This is a genomic window from Ignatzschineria sp. PL_is040, from assembly GCF_055813795.1.
On record NZ_JBVPGU010000001.1, the window covers coordinates 101049 to 117953 of the forward strand.

Below are 16905 nucleotides of genomic sequence, written 5' to 3' on the forward strand. Positions count from 1 at the left end.
CATGGAGTTTTCCACTTTAATTTTCTATTTCAACTTTCTATTTTAATTTTTCACTTCAATTTTTACTTCAACTTTGGTTTCAGTCTTTCTATTTTAGACTTTTAGTTAAAATTATGGATAGGATTCTAATAGAGAGAGGTTGCAATAGAGGATCAATAGTAGTTGTTAAAATTCACTGTTGGGGTAATTCTTAAATCAATTCAAATTAATTCAAATCAGATCAAGCGGGTTCAAGTTGGTTCAGATCGATTATTCAAAGATTATTCAAATCGATTAGATTAAAGTAGTTTAGTTAGATAATGATTCCTCGTTAGGTGAGGTTGCTGTAGAGTCGGAAGCTATTGCCCAGAGAATATTCGAAAATATGGATGGGTTAAAAGAGATGATTGAGTGAAGATTGTCTCGAATATAGTGAAAACAAGGGGAGGTCATCTCTTCTAGGAGCGCACCTTCAGATAAGCGATATACTTCACTCTATCTCATTAGAGATCATCATCGATCACATGTAGTCACAGGAGGATGCTTTATGGTTCATCATCAAAATGCAAGAAAAACGCATGAGTTTGCAGAGGAGACGGTCGGATCGTTAATGGATTTCGATTTTATCTGCGTTCCTGAAACCTATACCGTGAGTGAAACCTTTAAATATCTGAGGAAAAACGTTCATGGTAAGGCCAATATTCACTACAGTTATGTGATTGATCCTTTAGGGGTATTAGTGGGAGTTCTCTCATTAAGGGAACTTTTAGGTGCAGATGAGAATGCGATTTTAAAAGATATCATGGCGCCGACAACCCTTAAGCTCTCTTATGATCTAGACCAAGAAAAGGCTGCTAAAATCTTCCAAGATTCGGATCTTGTTACATTACCTGTGATCGATACCAATGGCAGGATGATCGGTGTACTCCATGTTGATGAGATGATGGATGTTCTACAACAAGAAGCGACTGAAGATATCCATAAGATGGCATCGATCTCGGTTGATGAGGATGAAGAGGTTAAGGGATTACTCGAATCCTCAATGGGCTGGCTCTATAAAAAGCGAATTGGTTGGCTCGTGATTCTTGTATTTGTCAATCTTCTTTCTGGTGCCGGGATTGCAAGTTATGAAGAGTTACTCAATCAACATATCTATGTTGTTTTCTTCCTACCGCTCTTAATTGCAAGTGGTGGTAATACCGGTTCACAGTCAACGACTCTGGTTATTCGAGCGATGGCTGTCGGAGATGTCACCATGCGAGATTGGGGGAAGGTCTTTGCTAAAGAGGCTCTGGTTTCATTTGCCTTGGGAATCACGATGGCGGCCGCAATTGCGGTAATCGGCTATTACCGTGGTAGTGATTATGGTGCCGGAACAGAGACCGCTATTATTATTGCTTTATCGATGGTGATTGTTGTGATGTTTGGTGGGCTATTAGGTGCAATTATTCCTTTTGTCTTTAGATTATTTAAGCTTGACCCGGCAACAGCAAGTACACCGCTTATTACCTCAATTTGTGATATTGCGGGTGTCTTTATCTATTTAGGAATTGCGAGTCTTTTCTTGCAGCTATAAGAGAGAGGCGGGATCATCAATGTATAGAGAAGATATATGGATGATAGCTGCTTAAGATCTTTGAGAAAAAGTGATCGGTGATCTTTGTCATCGATCATTTTTTATTGTATGAGATTATTTGTGAGATGATTAAGATTTTGTGGGATCTTAATTGGCTAAGAAGTCTAAGAATTAAGTTAAAAGAGTGCAAATGTGTAAATGTGCAATGTAAATTTCAATTGTGAGCGATTAGCTTAAATTTATATTTAGAAATTTATATTCAGATTCACATCACATTCGAATTTATATTTATAGTTATATCTTATAGTTATATTTACTTTTAAGTTACAGTTCAAATTGAAGCTCAAATGAGGGAACTCAAATGAGGTTTCGAGAAGAGTTTAAATTCAAGAGAAGAGAGGATCGTGTGAAGAAAGAGGGTTTTTTAACAACAATCGGCTACTATTTTTCCCGGCAGAATCTCTCGGTAGCGCTGCTTGGCTTTGCCTCGGGACTACCGATCTTGATGACTCTCTCAACGTTAACCTATTGGCTCTCTACTTTAGGGGTGCAAAAGAGCGCAATTGGTCTTGCGTCACTTCTAGGATTGCCTTATCTCCTTAAGTTTTTATGGGCACCACTCCTTGATCTCTTTACTCTTCCTCTTTTAGGGCGTTTAGGGCATCGTAAAGGATGGATTTTACTTTTTCAGCTTATTATTGCCGGCATCTTTGCACTTTTAGCATTTATCGATCCCACAGAGAATCCTTATCTTTTAGGCGTCTTAATCTTTCTATTAGCGACTGCATCGGCAAGCCTTGATATTGTGGTAGATGCTTATCGTATCGACTCTTTAGATGAAGAGACGCAAGCTTATGGTGCCAGCAGTTATCTTTTTATGTATCGTATCGCTATGTTATTGATGGGAGCCGGCGTCTTAGCTCTCTCGGATTTTTATAGCTGGTCACTTATATTTCAAGGTGTGGCGTTGCTCTTTCTCTTGATTTTTCTCTTAACGTTCTTGATTAAAGAGCCTAAACGAGAGGAGATTGTAGGGGAGGATGATGCGCCATTAGGTGTATCTTTAAAACGCTTTATAGAGGGGTTTATCCAATTTTTTAAACGGGATAAAGCGATTCTCTTTCTGCTTTTAGTAATCTGTTATAAATTGCCTGATGCTGTTTCCGGGATTATGGTGACCCCTTTCTATCATGAGATGGGCTACAGTGGTGCTGAAATTGGTGCGGTGACTAAGGTCTATGGCTTAATTGCAACATTATTAGGGGCATTTTTGGCAGCAACCATTATTCATAAATTGGGGCTCTATCGAAGCTTGGTTGTTTCTGCGATCTTAATTGGGATTACTAATTTGGGATATCTGCTAATTATCGCAAAACCTAACTTGTGGATGTTGATTGTGGCCATCAGTGGTGAGAATTTTATCTCTGGCTTTTCAAGTGCGCTCTTTATTATGTTTTTAGGTCTATTATGTGATCGTAATGCCTCTGCTACACAATATGCACTATTAAGTGCTTTGGCTTCTTTTGGTTTGCGCGTATTTGGCGGAGCATCGGGCTTCCTCGCAGAAGGACTTGGATGGGAGGGATTCTTTATCAGCACGGCGATTCTCTTTATTCCTAGTCTACTGCTGATTCTCCTTCTAAAGCCCTCTATTGTTAAAATGAGAGTCCCAACTTCTTAGGCTTTACCCTCTTAATTTTAAGTTTTTGTGGGGGAATGTAGAGGTCTGGGACTGTATAAGAGAGGATCATAGCTATAATATCATTGACGTTTTGAGCTTTGGAGTATTGGAGCTAAAGCGTTGATAGTTGTTAGTTTAGGTTTTATAGAGATCGCTGAAAGATCTCTATAAACTAAGTATCACTGAAAGTATCATTAACTTCCGTTTCTATTGAGAAAGATTGGGAAAGGGTTAAGAAAGGTTAAGAAGCATTAACTTTAAAGTTCGCTGTAACCTGATCTTCTAAAGTTAATGTGAGTTGATCTCCAGGAGCAAGCTTACCAACTCCTTCAGGCGTGCCGGTGTAGATAATATCTCCTTTTGAGAGACCATAGACAGTTGAGAGGTAGGCAATAATCTCCGCAATAGGGTAGAGCATCATTTTGGAGTTACCATTCTGTTTTAACTCACCATTTTGTTTAAAAGTGAAAGTGATATCGGTGGGATCTTTGATCTTATCAGCCGAAATAAAGGTGCTGACAATTGCTGCTCCCGGAAAGCCTTTACATTTTGTCCAAGGTTCGCCTCGCTCTTTGATTTGGTCTTGGAGATCACGCGCCGTTAAATCGAGTCCTACACCATATCCGCCAATAACTGAGAGAGCGGACTCTTCAGAGAGATTTTTAGCATCTTCTTTAATGTAGATGACCAATTCCGCCTCATAGTGAATGGCATCTGAGTAGGAGGGCAGTGTAACAAGATCGCCCTCCACAGCAAGTGCCGAAGTGGGCTTTAAAAATACCAGCGGTTCTGTTGGTGTCGCGTTATTAAGCTCTGCAATATGTTTTGCATAATTTCTGCCGATACAGAAAATATTCTGAATTGGATAATTACTACCTGCAATTGTTATTTCTGCTCTTTTCATCTCTTCTCCTAAGGTTGAATATTGAATGTTATCAGTGTTTACACGACGCCTTTTTTAAGCGTGATTGAATACTATTTTTTAGTGTAATAGATCTCCGGCAAGGATGTTAGCCCATTTACAGCGAAGGTGACTTTTTATACAGATTTTAATTGATACAGTTTTTTAGAGTTACTGCTATTTTTTTTAGTAGGAGCCATTTGGTAGAAGTTATTTAATGGAGATTATTTTTTAATCTCTCATTTTGAAAGAGAGATAATAGAAGCGAGATATAATATATTTAATCTATATAATGAAGGTTATAGGGATAAAATAAGAGAGAAATGAAAATAGATAGCTTAATTATCACGATAAATCTATCACGATAAATTGTAAATTATTAATTATGAAACGTGATAGATAGCACCATCAAATAGTCGTTATAAGTTGGATAGGGTTGAGCAGATTAAAATAGAGATATATTGAATGAACTTCTATTGGATAGAAGTTTATTGAAAAATATTCAAAATATTACGAAAGAGTAATTACGAAAGAGTAGAGGAGCCATTTTATGGCAAAGAAAGAGAAGAGATCGACAGATATAGAGAACCGATTAAATGTCCTAAGAGCAGGTGTGTTAGGGGCTAATGATGGCATTATCTCCACAGCCGGATTGGTTATTGGGGTTGCAAGTGCGACAACAAATTTAATGACTATCTTAATTGCAGGGCTTGCGGGTTTATTAGCGGGAGCCTTATCGATGGCAGGGGGAGAATACTCTTCTGTAAGTACACAAAAAGATGTAGAGAAAGCGGAAGTAGAGAAAGAGAAAAAGTTATTAGATAGCGATTATGATGGTGAAAAAGCCGCTTTAACGCACTACTATGAAGAGAAAGGGCTCTCATCAGATTTAGCATTGCAAGTAGCAACAGAGTTGATGAAAGAGGACGCCTTAGCTGCGCGTGTTCAGGCGAAGCTCAATATCACATTAGGAGAGTATGTTAATCCTTGGAATGCTGCATTCTCTTCTATTATCTCTTTCTCCTGCGGTGCGATTATTCCACTTCTCTTTATTCTTTTCTTGCCACAAGAGTTTAAGATTATAGGGACCTTTGCTGCCGTCTCATTAGCTCTTGCTTTAACAGGGTTTGTCAGTGCAGCATTAGGGGGCGCACCTCGATTAAAAGCGGTTATTCGAAATGTAATTGTGGGGATGTTAACAATGGCTATTACCTATGGTTTAGGGCATATAGCACATATTTAAGGGTGATTAATCACTACTGAACATTTTGTGAAGAGTATCCGTTATCCATCAAAGAAAAGAGGGGCTTGCTCGTTATGATTTGAGTCAGCCCCTCTTATTTTATATCTTTTAGTGGCGTTATAATAGGTAAGGATTAACCCCAAAGGTTTGATAATTCTCTTCAGTTAAACGAATTGATAATGGTAATGTTAAGAGATCTTCGATAAAGGGATCTGCGAGTAGCGTTTTAGTGCGATCCGTAACCTTGAGGTAGGTCTGGCACTCGTCACAAACTTCTGCATAGATTGGGCTTTTATCTCCCTCGATACGCTGTTGATAGAGCGATTTGTTGCTCATACACTCGGTACATTGACCTCTGACGACATGCCATTTTGTTTCACAAAATGAGCAGTAGAGATAGCGAAGCCCATCTTCACTATTATCGAGAACGCTACTAATTGCCGGCATTTTACAACAAGGACAGAGGTCTCGTTCTCTGAGCTGGTAGTTCTTATCAATCTCTAGTTGCGTTGCAGCATGATGAAGGGTTACCTGTAATGCTGATAGGAGAAAGATACGCTCTTCTGCTGCAATATTATCGAGTTCTAATGTTAAGAGCCGTTGAAGGAGGGTCTTGAGAGTGATTTGATCTTGGCTCTTCTCTTCAATCGTTGCAATGATGGATAATATATTATGATAGGGATGATCAGCAGTTCCATCGATCTCTTGTGTGAATATCGATTTTAGTTTTTGGCAGATCGTTTTTAGTGCGACTTGGAATTGGGTGAGTGTTTCGTTTGTGATGGCAATAAAAGGAGGAGTCTCTTGAAGGGTAATCTTCTTTTTCTCTGTAGAGTTAAGGCTCGCTAATTGTTGGAATGCATCCTCTTGCGCCATCACAATATGAAGTAGGAAGGGGAGTGCCGCCATATCGGGATGATTTTTGATGGCCTCTTGGAGTACTTTTTGTCGGTAAGGATAGTGACTCCCTTTAGGGGGGAGGATCTGAATAATCTCTTTGATACCACCAACAGGGATATTAGTCATAATTTATTCTCTTTTGGGTTCTCTTAAAATTTAGATAGTTGATATTGAAGTGGGATATTGAAATCAACTAGTGAAATCAACTAGTGAAGTCTAATAGACTAATAAGTCTATTAGTATAAAGTATGGATGAAATAAGGTGTTGAGGTAGGCATTGAAGTAGGCATTGAAATAGGAGAGCTCCTTTGATCCTATTAATTAATTCTAGAGATCTTAGGAGCCCCCTTAGTTTGATGCAGATAGAACAGGTATGATTGAGAGAGATCTAAAGCGAGCTGCTCCATTAGCTGTTCTATTATCTAAGATAGAAGCGCATCAATATATTTTATAGCTTTTATTTTATAACTTTTCATCAACTTCTGTTGTTTTAGTATCTTTCTGCTCAACACCTGCCATCACCTCTTTGTACCAGAGGGGATGGTGTGATTTTGCCCATTTCTCTGTTACTACACCTTCAGTCATAGCACGAATCGTCCCTTTAACCCAGATCGCTGCATAGACATGGACAATGATTGATGCAATTAAGATCAATGCAAACCATGCATGAAGTAAGATTGCAACACGACGAAGCGGAATACTAAAGGCATTCGCAAAATAGGGCTGCCACATCATGATTCCAGTGATGATTAACACAATCATTGAGAGTGTCATTACCCAGAACATCACTTTCTGGCCGGCATTATATTTTCCAACATTCGGAAGATGCTCACCTGTAATAACCTCTTTAACAGAGAGCGCCCACTTCACATCCTCTTGATTGATAAAGTTTCGCTTTACATAGCGGAAAAACTGGATAAAGAAGCCAATAAACATGATGACACCAACGAAAGGATGGACAATACGAGCCATCTGCGGCGTACCAAAGATTTGGCTAAACCAGAAGAAGCTAGGGTAGAAGAAAGCTAATCCTGAAAAAGCAAGGAGAATGAAGCAGAAAGCTACTACCCAGTGATTAATGCGTTCCGATGCGGAATATCGCTGTATAAGTCTCTCTTTTGCCATGATCTACTCTCCTTTACCTTTTGATTTTTTAGGATCAATAACTTCTTTTCCTTCATCAGGATCATCTGCACGGCTAGGTCCTACAGTAACGTAGTGTAAAAAGCCAGTGAAGACCGCCGCTGCAATACCAAATGTAGAAAGGGGTTTTAAGATACCTTTCCAGAGACTTGTAACAGGGCTGATCTTTGGATCTTTCGGAAGGTTGCTATAGAGCTCTGGTTTATCAGCATGTTGAAGAACATACATGACATGTGTTCCGCCAACGCCTGCGGGGTCATAGAGTCCTGCATTTTCATAACCACGGGCATTGAGATCCTTGATTCGATCTGAGGCATATACTTTCATATCCTCTTTAGAGCCAAATTGGATTGCGCCTGTTGGGCAAGACTTAACACATGCCGGTTCTTGACCGACAGCAAGACGATCAGAACAGAGAGAGCATTTATAGGCTTTGTTATCTTTTTTGCTCAGACGTGGGATGTTGAATGGACAGCCTGTAATACAGTAACCACATCCAATACAGTTCTCCTGATTAAAATCAACAACACCATTATTGTATTGAACGATCGCTCCAGGAGAAGGGCATGCCTTTAAGCATCCCGGATCTTCACAGTGCATACAGCCGTCTTTACGGATTAACCACTCCAATTTGCCATTTTCTGTAGTCTCATTAAAGCGCATTACCGTCCAAGACTCATTGGTTAAATCAGGAGGGTTATTGTAAGTACCATCACATGTCCCTACGACATCGCGCAGATCATTCCATTCAGAACAGGCAACCTGACATGCTTTACAGCCGATACAAGCTGAAACATCGATCAATTTTGCTACTTCAATGCCTTGACGTACATCTGGGGATTTAGTTGAAGTCGCAGAACGACGTTTAATATCTAAAGATTCTAAAATCATTTTTATCTATATCCTTTTATGCATTGAGTGGCTCAACATTCACAAGGAATGTCTTATATTCCGGTGTTTGTGTATTTGCATCACCGACCGCAACAGGTAAGAAGTTGGTCAAGAAGCCTTTCTTCGCAACGCTCTCAAATCCCCAGTGAACGGGAATTCCAACTTGATGTACCGTTTTGCCATCAACTTTAAGTGGCATGATTCGCTTAGTGACAACTGCAACAGCTTCAACATAACCACGATTTGAAGAGACCTTGACGCGATCACCTAATTTGATTCCTTTCTCTTTTGCTAATGCTTCGCCAATTTCGACAAATTGCTCTGGCTGAGTAATCGCGGCAAGAAGGGCATTTTTAGTCCAGAATTGGAAATGCTCTGTTAAGCGATAAGTTGTTCCTACATAAGGGAATTTATCGTGTGTGCCAAGCATGTCACGATCGCGCTTAAAGATTCTAACCGCCGGATTATTAACCGGTGTATAGAGCGGATTGTAGCCAAGCGGTGTCTCCATCGCTTCAAAGTGGGTTGGGAAAGGACCATCAACTAATTTATCGCTTGATGAGAGTCGGCCAACACCTTCAGGATTCATAATAAATGGATCCATAGGGCTACCTGGAGCTGCGGTTGCATCAAAGTCAGGAACATCCCAACCGATCCAGCGTTCACCATTCCATTTGAAAAGACGGCGATGAGGATCCCAAGGTCTTCCCATGCGATCAGCAGAAGCTCTATTGTAGAGTATGCGACGATTTGCCGGCCATGCCCAAGCCCAACCTAATGTAATACCAAGACCGGATGGATCGCTATTATCGCGACGCGCCATCTGATTTCCTTCTTCCGTCCAAGATCCCGTATAGATCCAGCAACCTGCCGCCGTTGAACCATCATCTCGTAATTCAGAGAAGCTACCTAAAAGCTCTCCTTTCTTACGGATTAATTTGCCATTATCATCATAAAGATCCTCTAGTGCGTAACCATTTTGCTCTTTAGTGATCTCTTCTGAGCTCGGATAAAGTGGCTGAGCATAATCCCATTGGATATGCATAATAGGATCAGGGAAGGCACCACCTTCTTTTTTGTAGAGCTCACGTAATTTAAAGAGAAGGCGAGAGAGAATTTCTGTATCCCCTTTTGATTCACCAGGGCCATCAGCTGCTTGATAGTGCCACTGTAACCAGCGAGCAGAGTTGACAATAGAACCTGAACCTTCAACGAAGCAGTGTGCAGGGAGACGATAGACTGTTGTCATCACCTCTTTGGGGTCGATATTGTTATGTGCGCCATGATTTTCCCAGAAACTACCCGTTTCTGTTGTTTGTGGGTCAATCACAACAAGATATTTTAATTTTGCTAATGCTTGACGATTCTTATTAGTATCAGGAATCGCCGCTAATGGGTTAAATCCTTGGCAGATATAACCATTCATCTCCCCTTGATCCATCATCTCAAAAGCTTTAATGATGTCATACATTTTGTCCCATTTAGGGAGATAATCGAAGGCAAAATTATTCTCTTTGGTTGCGTAAGGACCATAGAAAGTCTTCATCATACTATTGAAGAACTTCGGTGTGTTTTGCCAATAGTTCATCTGCCCAGGACGAAGAGATTTGGGGGTTGTCTCACGAATATACTTCTCATAAGTATTTTGAGAATCACTTGGAAGATTGAGATACGCTGGGAGCTGCGTGGAGAGAAGACCTAAGTCTGTCAGTCCTTGGATATTTGAGTGTCCACGTAAGGCGTTAACACCGCCTCCAGGAACGCCCATATTTCCTAAAAGAAGCTGAACCATCGCCATTGTGCGGATCATCTGTGTTCCAACAGTATGTTGTGTCCAGCCTAATGCGTAGAGGATCGTGGAGGCTTTATCATTAGCGGCACATTCACCTAAAGTTTCAGCGATATAGAGGAAATCTTTCATCGGTGTGCCGGTAACGCGTTCGACCATCTCAGGAGTATAGCGATCGTAGTGGGCGCGCATCATATTGAAGACACAACGTGGATGTTGAAGTGTCTCATCTACTTTAGCGTAACCATTCTCATCGAGCTCATAGGTCCATGATTCCCGTTCATAACGTTGTAACTCTTCATTCCAACCCGAGAAATAACCATCTTCAAAGTCATAATCAGGATGCATAATGAATTTTGCATTCGTATACTCTTTTACATACTCTAAGTTGATCTTGTTATTATCGATCAACCAGCGGATTAAGCCACCTAAGAAGACAATATCAGAGCCAGAGCGGATCGGAGCATAGAAATCTGCAACCGCAGAAGTTCTATTGAAGCGTGGATCGACACTTAATAATTTAGCGCCTCGTTTTTTTGCTTCAATCGCCCATTTGAATCCTACAGGATGTGCTTCGGCCGCATTTCCTCCCATTACGAGGATCACATCAGCATTACGAATATCGACCCAGTGATTGGTCATTGCTCCACGACCAAAGGTTGCCGCTAAGCTTGCAACTGTTGAGCCATGGCAGACACGTGCCTGGTTATCGATCGCAATCATTCCTAAAGCACGAATAAATTTACCAGTGACAAACCCATTCTCATTAGTAGTTGCAGAAGTTGCTAAAAATCCGGTGGAGGTCCAGCGATTGACAGTCACGCCATCGCTATTTTTTGTTTGGAAATTGGCATCACGATCATCTTTCATCCAGCGTGCAATCTCATCAATGGCTTGATCCCAAGAGATGGGTTCCCACTTATCGGAGCCAGGACGTCTTACTTCTGGATATTTGACTCGATTAGGGCTATGGACAAAGTCGATAACGCCGGCACCTTTAGGGCAGAGCGAACCACGGCTTACAGGATGATCAGGATCTCCCTCAATATGGATAATTTCTGCTTTAGAGTTTTTAGGCTTACCCCCCATAGAGTAGACTAACATCCCACAACCAACAGAGCAGTAGGTACAAACCGTTCTTGTCTCTTTAGCTTTTAAGATCTTATATTCTCTAACAGCTGCTTGTGAAATGCTCGGCATCATTCCTAATGCTGCGAGGCTTGTAGCACCAACGGTGCCCGCCGACACTTTGAAAAATTGTCGTCTTGATAATTCCATCGTTATTTCCTTTAAACTTTTATAGTTTAATGAGGTAGAAAGAGCTCATTAATTAGGTCAACTATCCTGATCTGATATTTCTCTGCAATTTCTCTCTACGGCCTCTATTTTATCGCTGTATACACCATTGCTCATAGAAAAATCGTTATTTCTGCTCAATCAATTTATGATAGAAAGCAATCGTCAAATTGCTTTTAATGATAAATGGATCTAATTATCAGGAGTTTAGGTTGTTATATTATGGATATAATTAACAGATAATGACTCAAATATATATTTATCGATATTGGAACTTTAACGATCGACTTCTGTTGAAGATTGTAGATCTGCAGAAATACTCTCGAAAATAGTACCGAGAAATGTACCGAAAAATATATCGGCAATGTTGCTATGCCGTTGCACTCAAGAGTCATAAAATGGTACAGAGTCCTAGATTATATCGTTATTGTTGTCAATAATCTATATGGCTGATTTACATTTATATGGAATCATTGTAAGTGAATCACTTTGAAGCATGAATGAGCATCATTAAAATATAAAATATCAAGGGTTAGATAGCTCTTTTAGTGAAAAAGGGATGCTCAATAGCTGAAAAAGACATAGAATAGAGCAATTGCTTCATTTGCCGGGGCTATTGGGATCTGCAAAAGGGGCTTGCAGAGAGTATTGCTCCATTAGATATTGACCAATCGGTATTTAAAAAACTTTAAAGGTTTAAAGGTTTAAAGGTTTAGAAGTTTAGGACACTAGGACATTAGAACACTAGAAGTTTAGGAAATTAAAAATTTAGAAAAATCATAGCTATGAATAACTTACAATTAGAAAAAATTATCAATGAGAAGTTAGAGAGTAACGGGATCAAAGATTATGTCCCTAATGGATTGCAGGTGGAGGGGCGATCGGAGGTTAAACATATTGTTGCCGGAGTAACAGCAAGTCTAGAGTTGATTGAATGTGCATTAGAGCGTAACGCCGATGCATTGCTTGTTCATCATGGCTACTTCTGGAAGAGTGAATCACCCCTTATTCGAGGGATGAAGTATGAGCGTATCAAAAAATTGATAGAGGGCGGTATTAATCTCTATGCTTACCACCTTCCATTAGATCTTCATCCTGAGCTTGGTAATAATGCACAATTAGCAGAGCTTTGGGAAATTGAAAATGTAGCGCCTATATCTACGGATAACCCTCTAGTCTTAACAGGAGATCTTGCCGAAGCGGTTGATGTCGTCTCTTTTGCAAAGATGATTAAAGATACTTTAGGACGAAAACCGTTTGTTGAAGCCTCAGGTCCTAAGTTAATCAAACGAGTTGCGTGGTGTTCAGGCGCTGCTCAAGATGCCTTAGAGGAGGTGGCGATGCAAGGTTATGATGCGTTTATTACAGGGGAAGTTTCTGAGCGGACCATCTATATTGCGCGTGAGCTAGGAATTCATTTTTTTGCCGCAGGCCATCATGCAACAGAACGTGCAGGAGTTGCAAAGTTGGGAGAATGGTTAGCTGAGCATTATGATTTAGAAGTTGAATTTATCGATATTCATAATCCTATCTAAATCATCTAATTATAGATCTCTTCTCGATAGTTCCCTCTATTGTAAATCGATAAAGCAGTTTCATTTTAGAGCAATTTCATCTCAATTTTATCTCGAATTCAGGTAAAATAGGTCCCTAATATTGTTAGAACTCTTAATAGAATCGGTTATTTATTAAGATTATTAGTTATAGATTATTGTTAATTAATGATGAATCAATAGAAGAGTGAATAGAGAATAGATAGAGATAAATGGATAAACAAATAGATTGAAGCTTGAAAAGCAGATTGAAAGATCAATTAGGACGTAATTGAGAGCCAATAACCAGATAGCAAAATGAAAGGGTAGAGATGTCAAAACAGATTGAAGAGAATCAAGATAGAGAGATTCCACTTGCAAAGAATGGTAAGCAGGCGCTAGATCAATCTGCTTTAGATCAATCACATTTTCAAGAATCAATTGCTGAAACTCAAGCAGATAAAGAGGGAGTGGAGGAGAAGGGGAAGAAAAAGGCCCCAAAAAGTAGAAAGAAGAGATCGTTGATAGGTCGCTTTTTTACGTGGCTTTTAAGTTCTTTTCTGATGCTCTCTACCGCGATTATCTTACTGCTCTTCTTCCTCGTAGATACTCAAGCGGGGTTAAAGACTTTAACTGCGGCAGCAAATCGCTATGCCGGCGACTATATCTCTATCGGCGATGCTACAGGGCGCTTAGGGCAGGAGTTTCAATTAACAGATTTAACACTAAAGCTGCCAAATTATCAGCCACTTAAAATTGCCTCTCTCGATTTATCTTGGGATTATGTAGCGCTTTTGGAGAAGCGTGTAGATCTTAAGGCTCTTAAAGTATCGGGAGCTGATCTCAATTTTACACCCATTATTCCCGAGCCCGAGAAGGAGTCTTCAGAGTCTTTCTCTCCGCTTTCGATCAAAGAGATCGATATCCCTATTAATATCGCTTTAGACTCTCTCGATTTTGCCGAAAGTACCCTACAAATTGGTGATTTTTATCTCGGTTTGAATCAGTTTGAAGTCGATGGTTTAGCATTAGTTAATAATAATGTCACATTGAAACATGCGTTAGGAGATCTCCACATTTTAGTGGGAGATAATGTCGATCTACCTTTTGTTGTTGCGCTCAATGGAGATGTCGATCTTCCTAAAGAGAGTGCTGACCTCAATCTTGCGCTCTATGCTCAAGATGGGATCGTTAATGATGAGCACTTTAATGTGGCCCTAAACTCTCAGCTCGATGGTGAACTGAACGATCTTAAGTTTAATATTGATGGGCGCGTTGATTGGTCAAATATGTTAAATGATCCTATTCTTCTAAAATTGGAGAATAGTGTTGTAGCGCAAAATAGGATCTCTACCTATCTACATATTAAAAATTTAGCCAATCAGATGATGCTAGAGAGTGTATGGCAAATCGATCAGCCTTACGATTTCGATCTCACGATGAAGATGAATGCACCTTATCTTTCACAGTTTCACCCCAATATTCGAGGCTCGATGATGGGGGATCTCTGCCTGCAAGGGGATCTGATGCAACCTCTTTTAAATGCTGATATGCGCGTAGAGAAGCTCGATATTTTAGGTCTTCGTCTCAATCTTTTGACACTGCTCGGATCTCATAATGAGAAGCATCAGGCAAAAGTTGCTTTGACGTTAGATCAGTTGAAATTTAATGAGTTCTATCTTAAACATTTAGGTGTCAATCTTGATGGGACTTTAACAGAAGAGTTCGATTTTGATATTACTATTCAAGATCTAGAGCGGGAGCTAGTTGTACAGGTAGAACGTCCTTCAAAGAATGAGAGAGTTATCGATAAAGTGACAGCATCGGGAAGTGAAGAAGAGATTTACTATGCGGAAAATATGCCGATCTCTTTCTCCCCTAAAGGCGCAACTGAGGTGCTTGTTAAGAATGTGGAGTATCGGGTACAGGGGCGTGCTGAATCACACCAATTTAATTTCTTGCTTGATAGTATTGGCGGGATGATTCATTCAAATGGAGTTGCGGCTCTACGTAACTTAACCACAGACCCGACCTTTGATCTCTACTTAGGAGAGTCAAAGATTACCTCTCCCTTTATTGGTGATTTTAAATTAAATCGCCCCGCCTACTTTCATCTAGGTGCGAAAGATCAACAGATTAAATTGAGTCCTGTCTGTTATCAGCAGGGGTATGTAGTCTTCTGTGCTGAAGGGGAGCGGACAAAAGAGGGGGTTAATACTGCAGTTGTGACACTCAACAATCTTCCATCATCACTCCTAAAAGATTATCTACCTGACGATATCTCGATCAATACAAAAGCTAATGCCACGATTGCAGGACAATTCTCAACAGAGGAAGATTTTATCGGGGTTGCAAATATCTCACTTTCAAAAGGGGATATTCGCTATCGTCTTCAAGGTCGAGAAATTGAGATTCCTCTCTCAACAACATTACTCGATGTGCAGGCACGCCCTAGTGGTGTTACAAGTACCCTCAATGTAGATTGGGGTAAATATCTACGAGTTGTAGGGGATGGTAAGATCAATGATCTCTTTAAGAAAAATATTGTTGATGCAAAAGTGAAAGCAGATGTGCCAAGTTTTGATTGGGTCTCGCCGCTTGTGCCGGCATTACAAGGCTTAGGTGGAGAGATACTATTTACTTCAGAGGTCAATGGGCCGATTGAACATCCTGAAATAGGCGCAAATTTAAGTGTCAAAGATGGCAGACTCTATATTGCTTCTCTCAATAGTCGTCTTAAAAATATTAATCTGAATGTTAATTTACAAAAAGGAACTCCTGTATTTTTGATTAAAGGTGCGGTTGGTACCGAGAAGGGGACATTACAACTTGATGGGCTCTATAATATCTCTAACTTAACAGCTTCACTCAATGTGAAAGGAAATGATCTTCTATTAGCAAATAGTGATGATATTAAGTTAATGATCTCTCCTGATTTGAGCTTTAATGCTTTGGGCAAACCCGGGGGTGGCAAATATCGCCTTACAGGTTCAGTAAGAATTCCGGAACTCTTCTATCAACATAAAGCCTCGGAAGAGGGCGGACCTGTTGTGACCGTCTCGAGTGATACTGTCATTATTGGAGATGGTAATGAGCATAAGCGAAGTGAAGATTTTATGAAAAATCTCTATATGGATGTCAATTTTATCTTAGGAGATCGTATCAAAGTTGGGGCAGAAGGGTTGACCGCGACCTTAAATGGAGGCGTTAAAGTGACCAAAGCTTACAATCAGGCAATTCGTGGGCTTGGTGTTATCAATATTGGTAAAGGGGAGTTTGATATCTATGGGCAGGTATTGACGCTCGATAAAGGAAAGATACAGTTTTCCGGCGCCTCTATTACTAATCCAGCACTCGATATCCAAGCATCTCGAAGTTTTGTTAATGAGATTGAGGGTCGAGAAGTGCAGGTAGGAGTTAAAGTCTTAGGGAGTGCCGAAGCGCCGAGAATCGAGCTCTACTCCTCGCCGATGTTAACGGATATCGAGATCGCCTCTTATCTCTTCTTAGGGCGAAGTCCTAATCTGCAATCGCCTACGGAGAATCTTATGTTACTTAATATGGTACGTAAAATCGCAACAGGAGAACCTATTTCTGGCTCTAAAGATGGACTTGCAAGTCAGTTAGGATTGAGTGACTTTGGTTTTATGGAGACCCCGGAAGGCTCTATTGGTGTTGGAATTGGAAAACGCTTTGCAAATAGCTTCTATGTAGGCTTAGGTGTTGGAGTTGAAGATAGTTCTGGTGCATTTGCGATTTTAAGATATCGTTTCTTAAAATACTTTAACGTTAACACCGCTATTATGAGTGAAGGTGGAAGTATCAACGTTAACTATCTTCGAGATTTTTAGAGGTTCTTAAGATCTTAGATGGTATAAAAATAGTGATGGTATTTTTTCTCGATGGATCTACTCGATAGCTCTATGAATAGAGGGAAAGGCTATTTGTGATGATTACGGAGTAATGATTGCTGA

At 40.1% G+C, this 16905-nt stretch carries 10 protein-coding genes; 5 read left to right on the forward strand and 5 right to left on the reverse strand.

The window, feature by feature from the left end:
- Positions 1–526 precede the first annotated feature (526 nt).
- The gene (mgtE, locus tag AC0SAP_RS00440) at positions 527–1555 is read left to right on the forward strand and encodes a magnesium transporter (protein WP_286478966.1); all 1029 of its coding nucleotides are present in this window, start codon (positions 527–529) and stop codon (positions 1553–1555) included.
- Positions 1556–1961: 406 nt separating this feature from the next.
- Positions 1962–3236, forward strand: coding sequence for an AmpG family muropeptide MFS transporter (locus AC0SAP_RS00445; RefSeq protein WP_473382333.1), 1275 nt, complete (start codon positions 1962–1964; stop codon positions 3234–3236).
- Between the two features lie 241 nt (positions 3237–3477).
- Here AC0SAP_RS00445 and AC0SAP_RS00450 read toward each other — a convergent pair whose 3' ends face one another.
- Complete coding sequence (locus tag AC0SAP_RS00450; RefSeq protein ID WP_473382334.1) at positions 3478–4140, reverse strand: fumarylacetoacetate hydrolase family protein; 663 nt, start codon at positions 4138–4140, stop codon at positions 3478–3480.
- 547 nt (positions 4141–4687) lie between these two features.
- Here AC0SAP_RS00450 and AC0SAP_RS00455 point away from each other — a divergent pair.
- A complete protein-coding gene (locus AC0SAP_RS00455; RefSeq protein ID WP_473382336.1) occupies positions 4688–5380 on the forward strand; it encodes a VIT1/CCC1 transporter family protein in 693 nt (230 codons plus the stop codon).
- A gap of 117 nt (positions 5381–5497) precedes the next feature.
- Here AC0SAP_RS00455 and AC0SAP_RS00460 read toward each other — a convergent pair whose 3' ends face one another.
- The 4 genes from AC0SAP_RS00460 to fdnG form a co-directional block, all read right to left on the reverse strand.
- Positions 5498–6406 carry a hypothetical protein gene (locus tag AC0SAP_RS00460; protein ID WP_473382338.1) on the reverse strand — a complete coding sequence of 303 codons (909 nt, stop codon included), beginning with the start codon at positions 6404–6406 and terminating at the stop codon, positions 5498–5500.
- 336 nt (positions 6407–6742) lie between these two features.
- Positions 6743–7405, reverse strand: a complete 663-nt coding sequence (locus AC0SAP_RS00465; RefSeq protein ID WP_286478978.1) for a formate dehydrogenase subunit gamma — start codon at positions 7403–7405, stop codon at positions 6743–6745.
- Positions 7406–7408: 3 nt separating this feature from the next.
- A complete protein-coding gene (gene fdxH / locus AC0SAP_RS00470) occupies positions 7409–8314 on the reverse strand; it encodes a formate dehydrogenase subunit beta (RefSeq protein WP_094568217.1) in 906 nt (301 codons plus the stop codon).
- 16 nt (positions 8315–8330) lie between these two features.
- A complete protein-coding gene (gene fdnG / locus AC0SAP_RS00475) occupies positions 8331–11381 on the reverse strand; it encodes a formate dehydrogenase-N subunit alpha (protein WP_473382339.1) in 3051 nt (1016 codons plus the stop codon).
- A gap of 803 nt (positions 11382–12184) precedes the next feature.
- On the opposite strand from fdnG, the gene AC0SAP_RS00480 reads away from it, so the two are divergent.
- Positions 12185–12934 carry a Nif3-like dinuclear metal center hexameric protein gene (locus tag AC0SAP_RS00480; RefSeq protein WP_473382341.1) on the forward strand — a complete coding sequence of 250 codons (750 nt, stop codon included), beginning with the start codon at positions 12185–12187 and terminating at the stop codon, positions 12932–12934.
- A gap of 329 nt (positions 12935–13263) precedes the next feature.
- Positions 13264–16782 (forward strand): translocation/assembly module TamB domain-containing protein, encoded by a 3519-nt coding sequence (locus tag AC0SAP_RS00485; RefSeq protein ID WP_473382342.1) that lies wholly within the window; start codon positions 13264–13266, stop codon positions 16780–16782.
- Positions 16783–16905 lie beyond the last annotated feature (123 nt).

Bases quoted from the DNA above. Each gene is read 5' to 3' on its own strand.
- mgtE (WP_286478966.1), top strand. From the start codon at position 527: ATGGTTCATCATCAAAATGCAAGAAAAACGCATGAGTTTGCAGAGGAG.
- AC0SAP_RS00450 (WP_473382334.1), bottom strand. From the start codon at position 4,140: ATGAAAAGAGCAGAAATAACAATTGCAGGTAGTAATTATCCAATTCAG.
- AC0SAP_RS00455 (WP_473382336.1), top strand. From the start codon at position 4,688: ATGGCAAAGAAAGAGAAGAGATCGACAGATATAGAGAACCGATTAAAT.
- AC0SAP_RS00460 (WP_473382338.1), bottom strand. From the start codon at position 6,406: ATGACTAATATCCCTGTTGGTGGTATCAAAGAGATTATTCAGATCCTC.
- AC0SAP_RS00465 (WP_286478978.1), bottom strand. From the start codon at position 7,405: ATGGCAAAAGAGAGACTTATACAGCGATATTCCGCATCGGAACGCATT.
- fdxH (WP_094568217.1), bottom strand. From the start codon at position 8,314: ATGATTTTAGAATCTTTAGATATTAAACGTCGTTCTGCGACTTCAACT.
- fdnG (WP_473382339.1), bottom strand. From the start codon at position 11,381: ATGGAATTATCAAGACGACAATTTTTCAAAGTGTCGGCGGGCACCGTT.
- AC0SAP_RS00480 (WP_473382341.1), top strand. From the start codon at position 12,185: ATGAATAACTTACAATTAGAAAAAATTATCAATGAGAAGTTAGAGAGT.
- AC0SAP_RS00485 (WP_473382342.1), top strand. From the start codon at position 13,264: ATGTCAAAACAGATTGAAGAGAATCAAGATAGAGAGATTCCACTTGCA.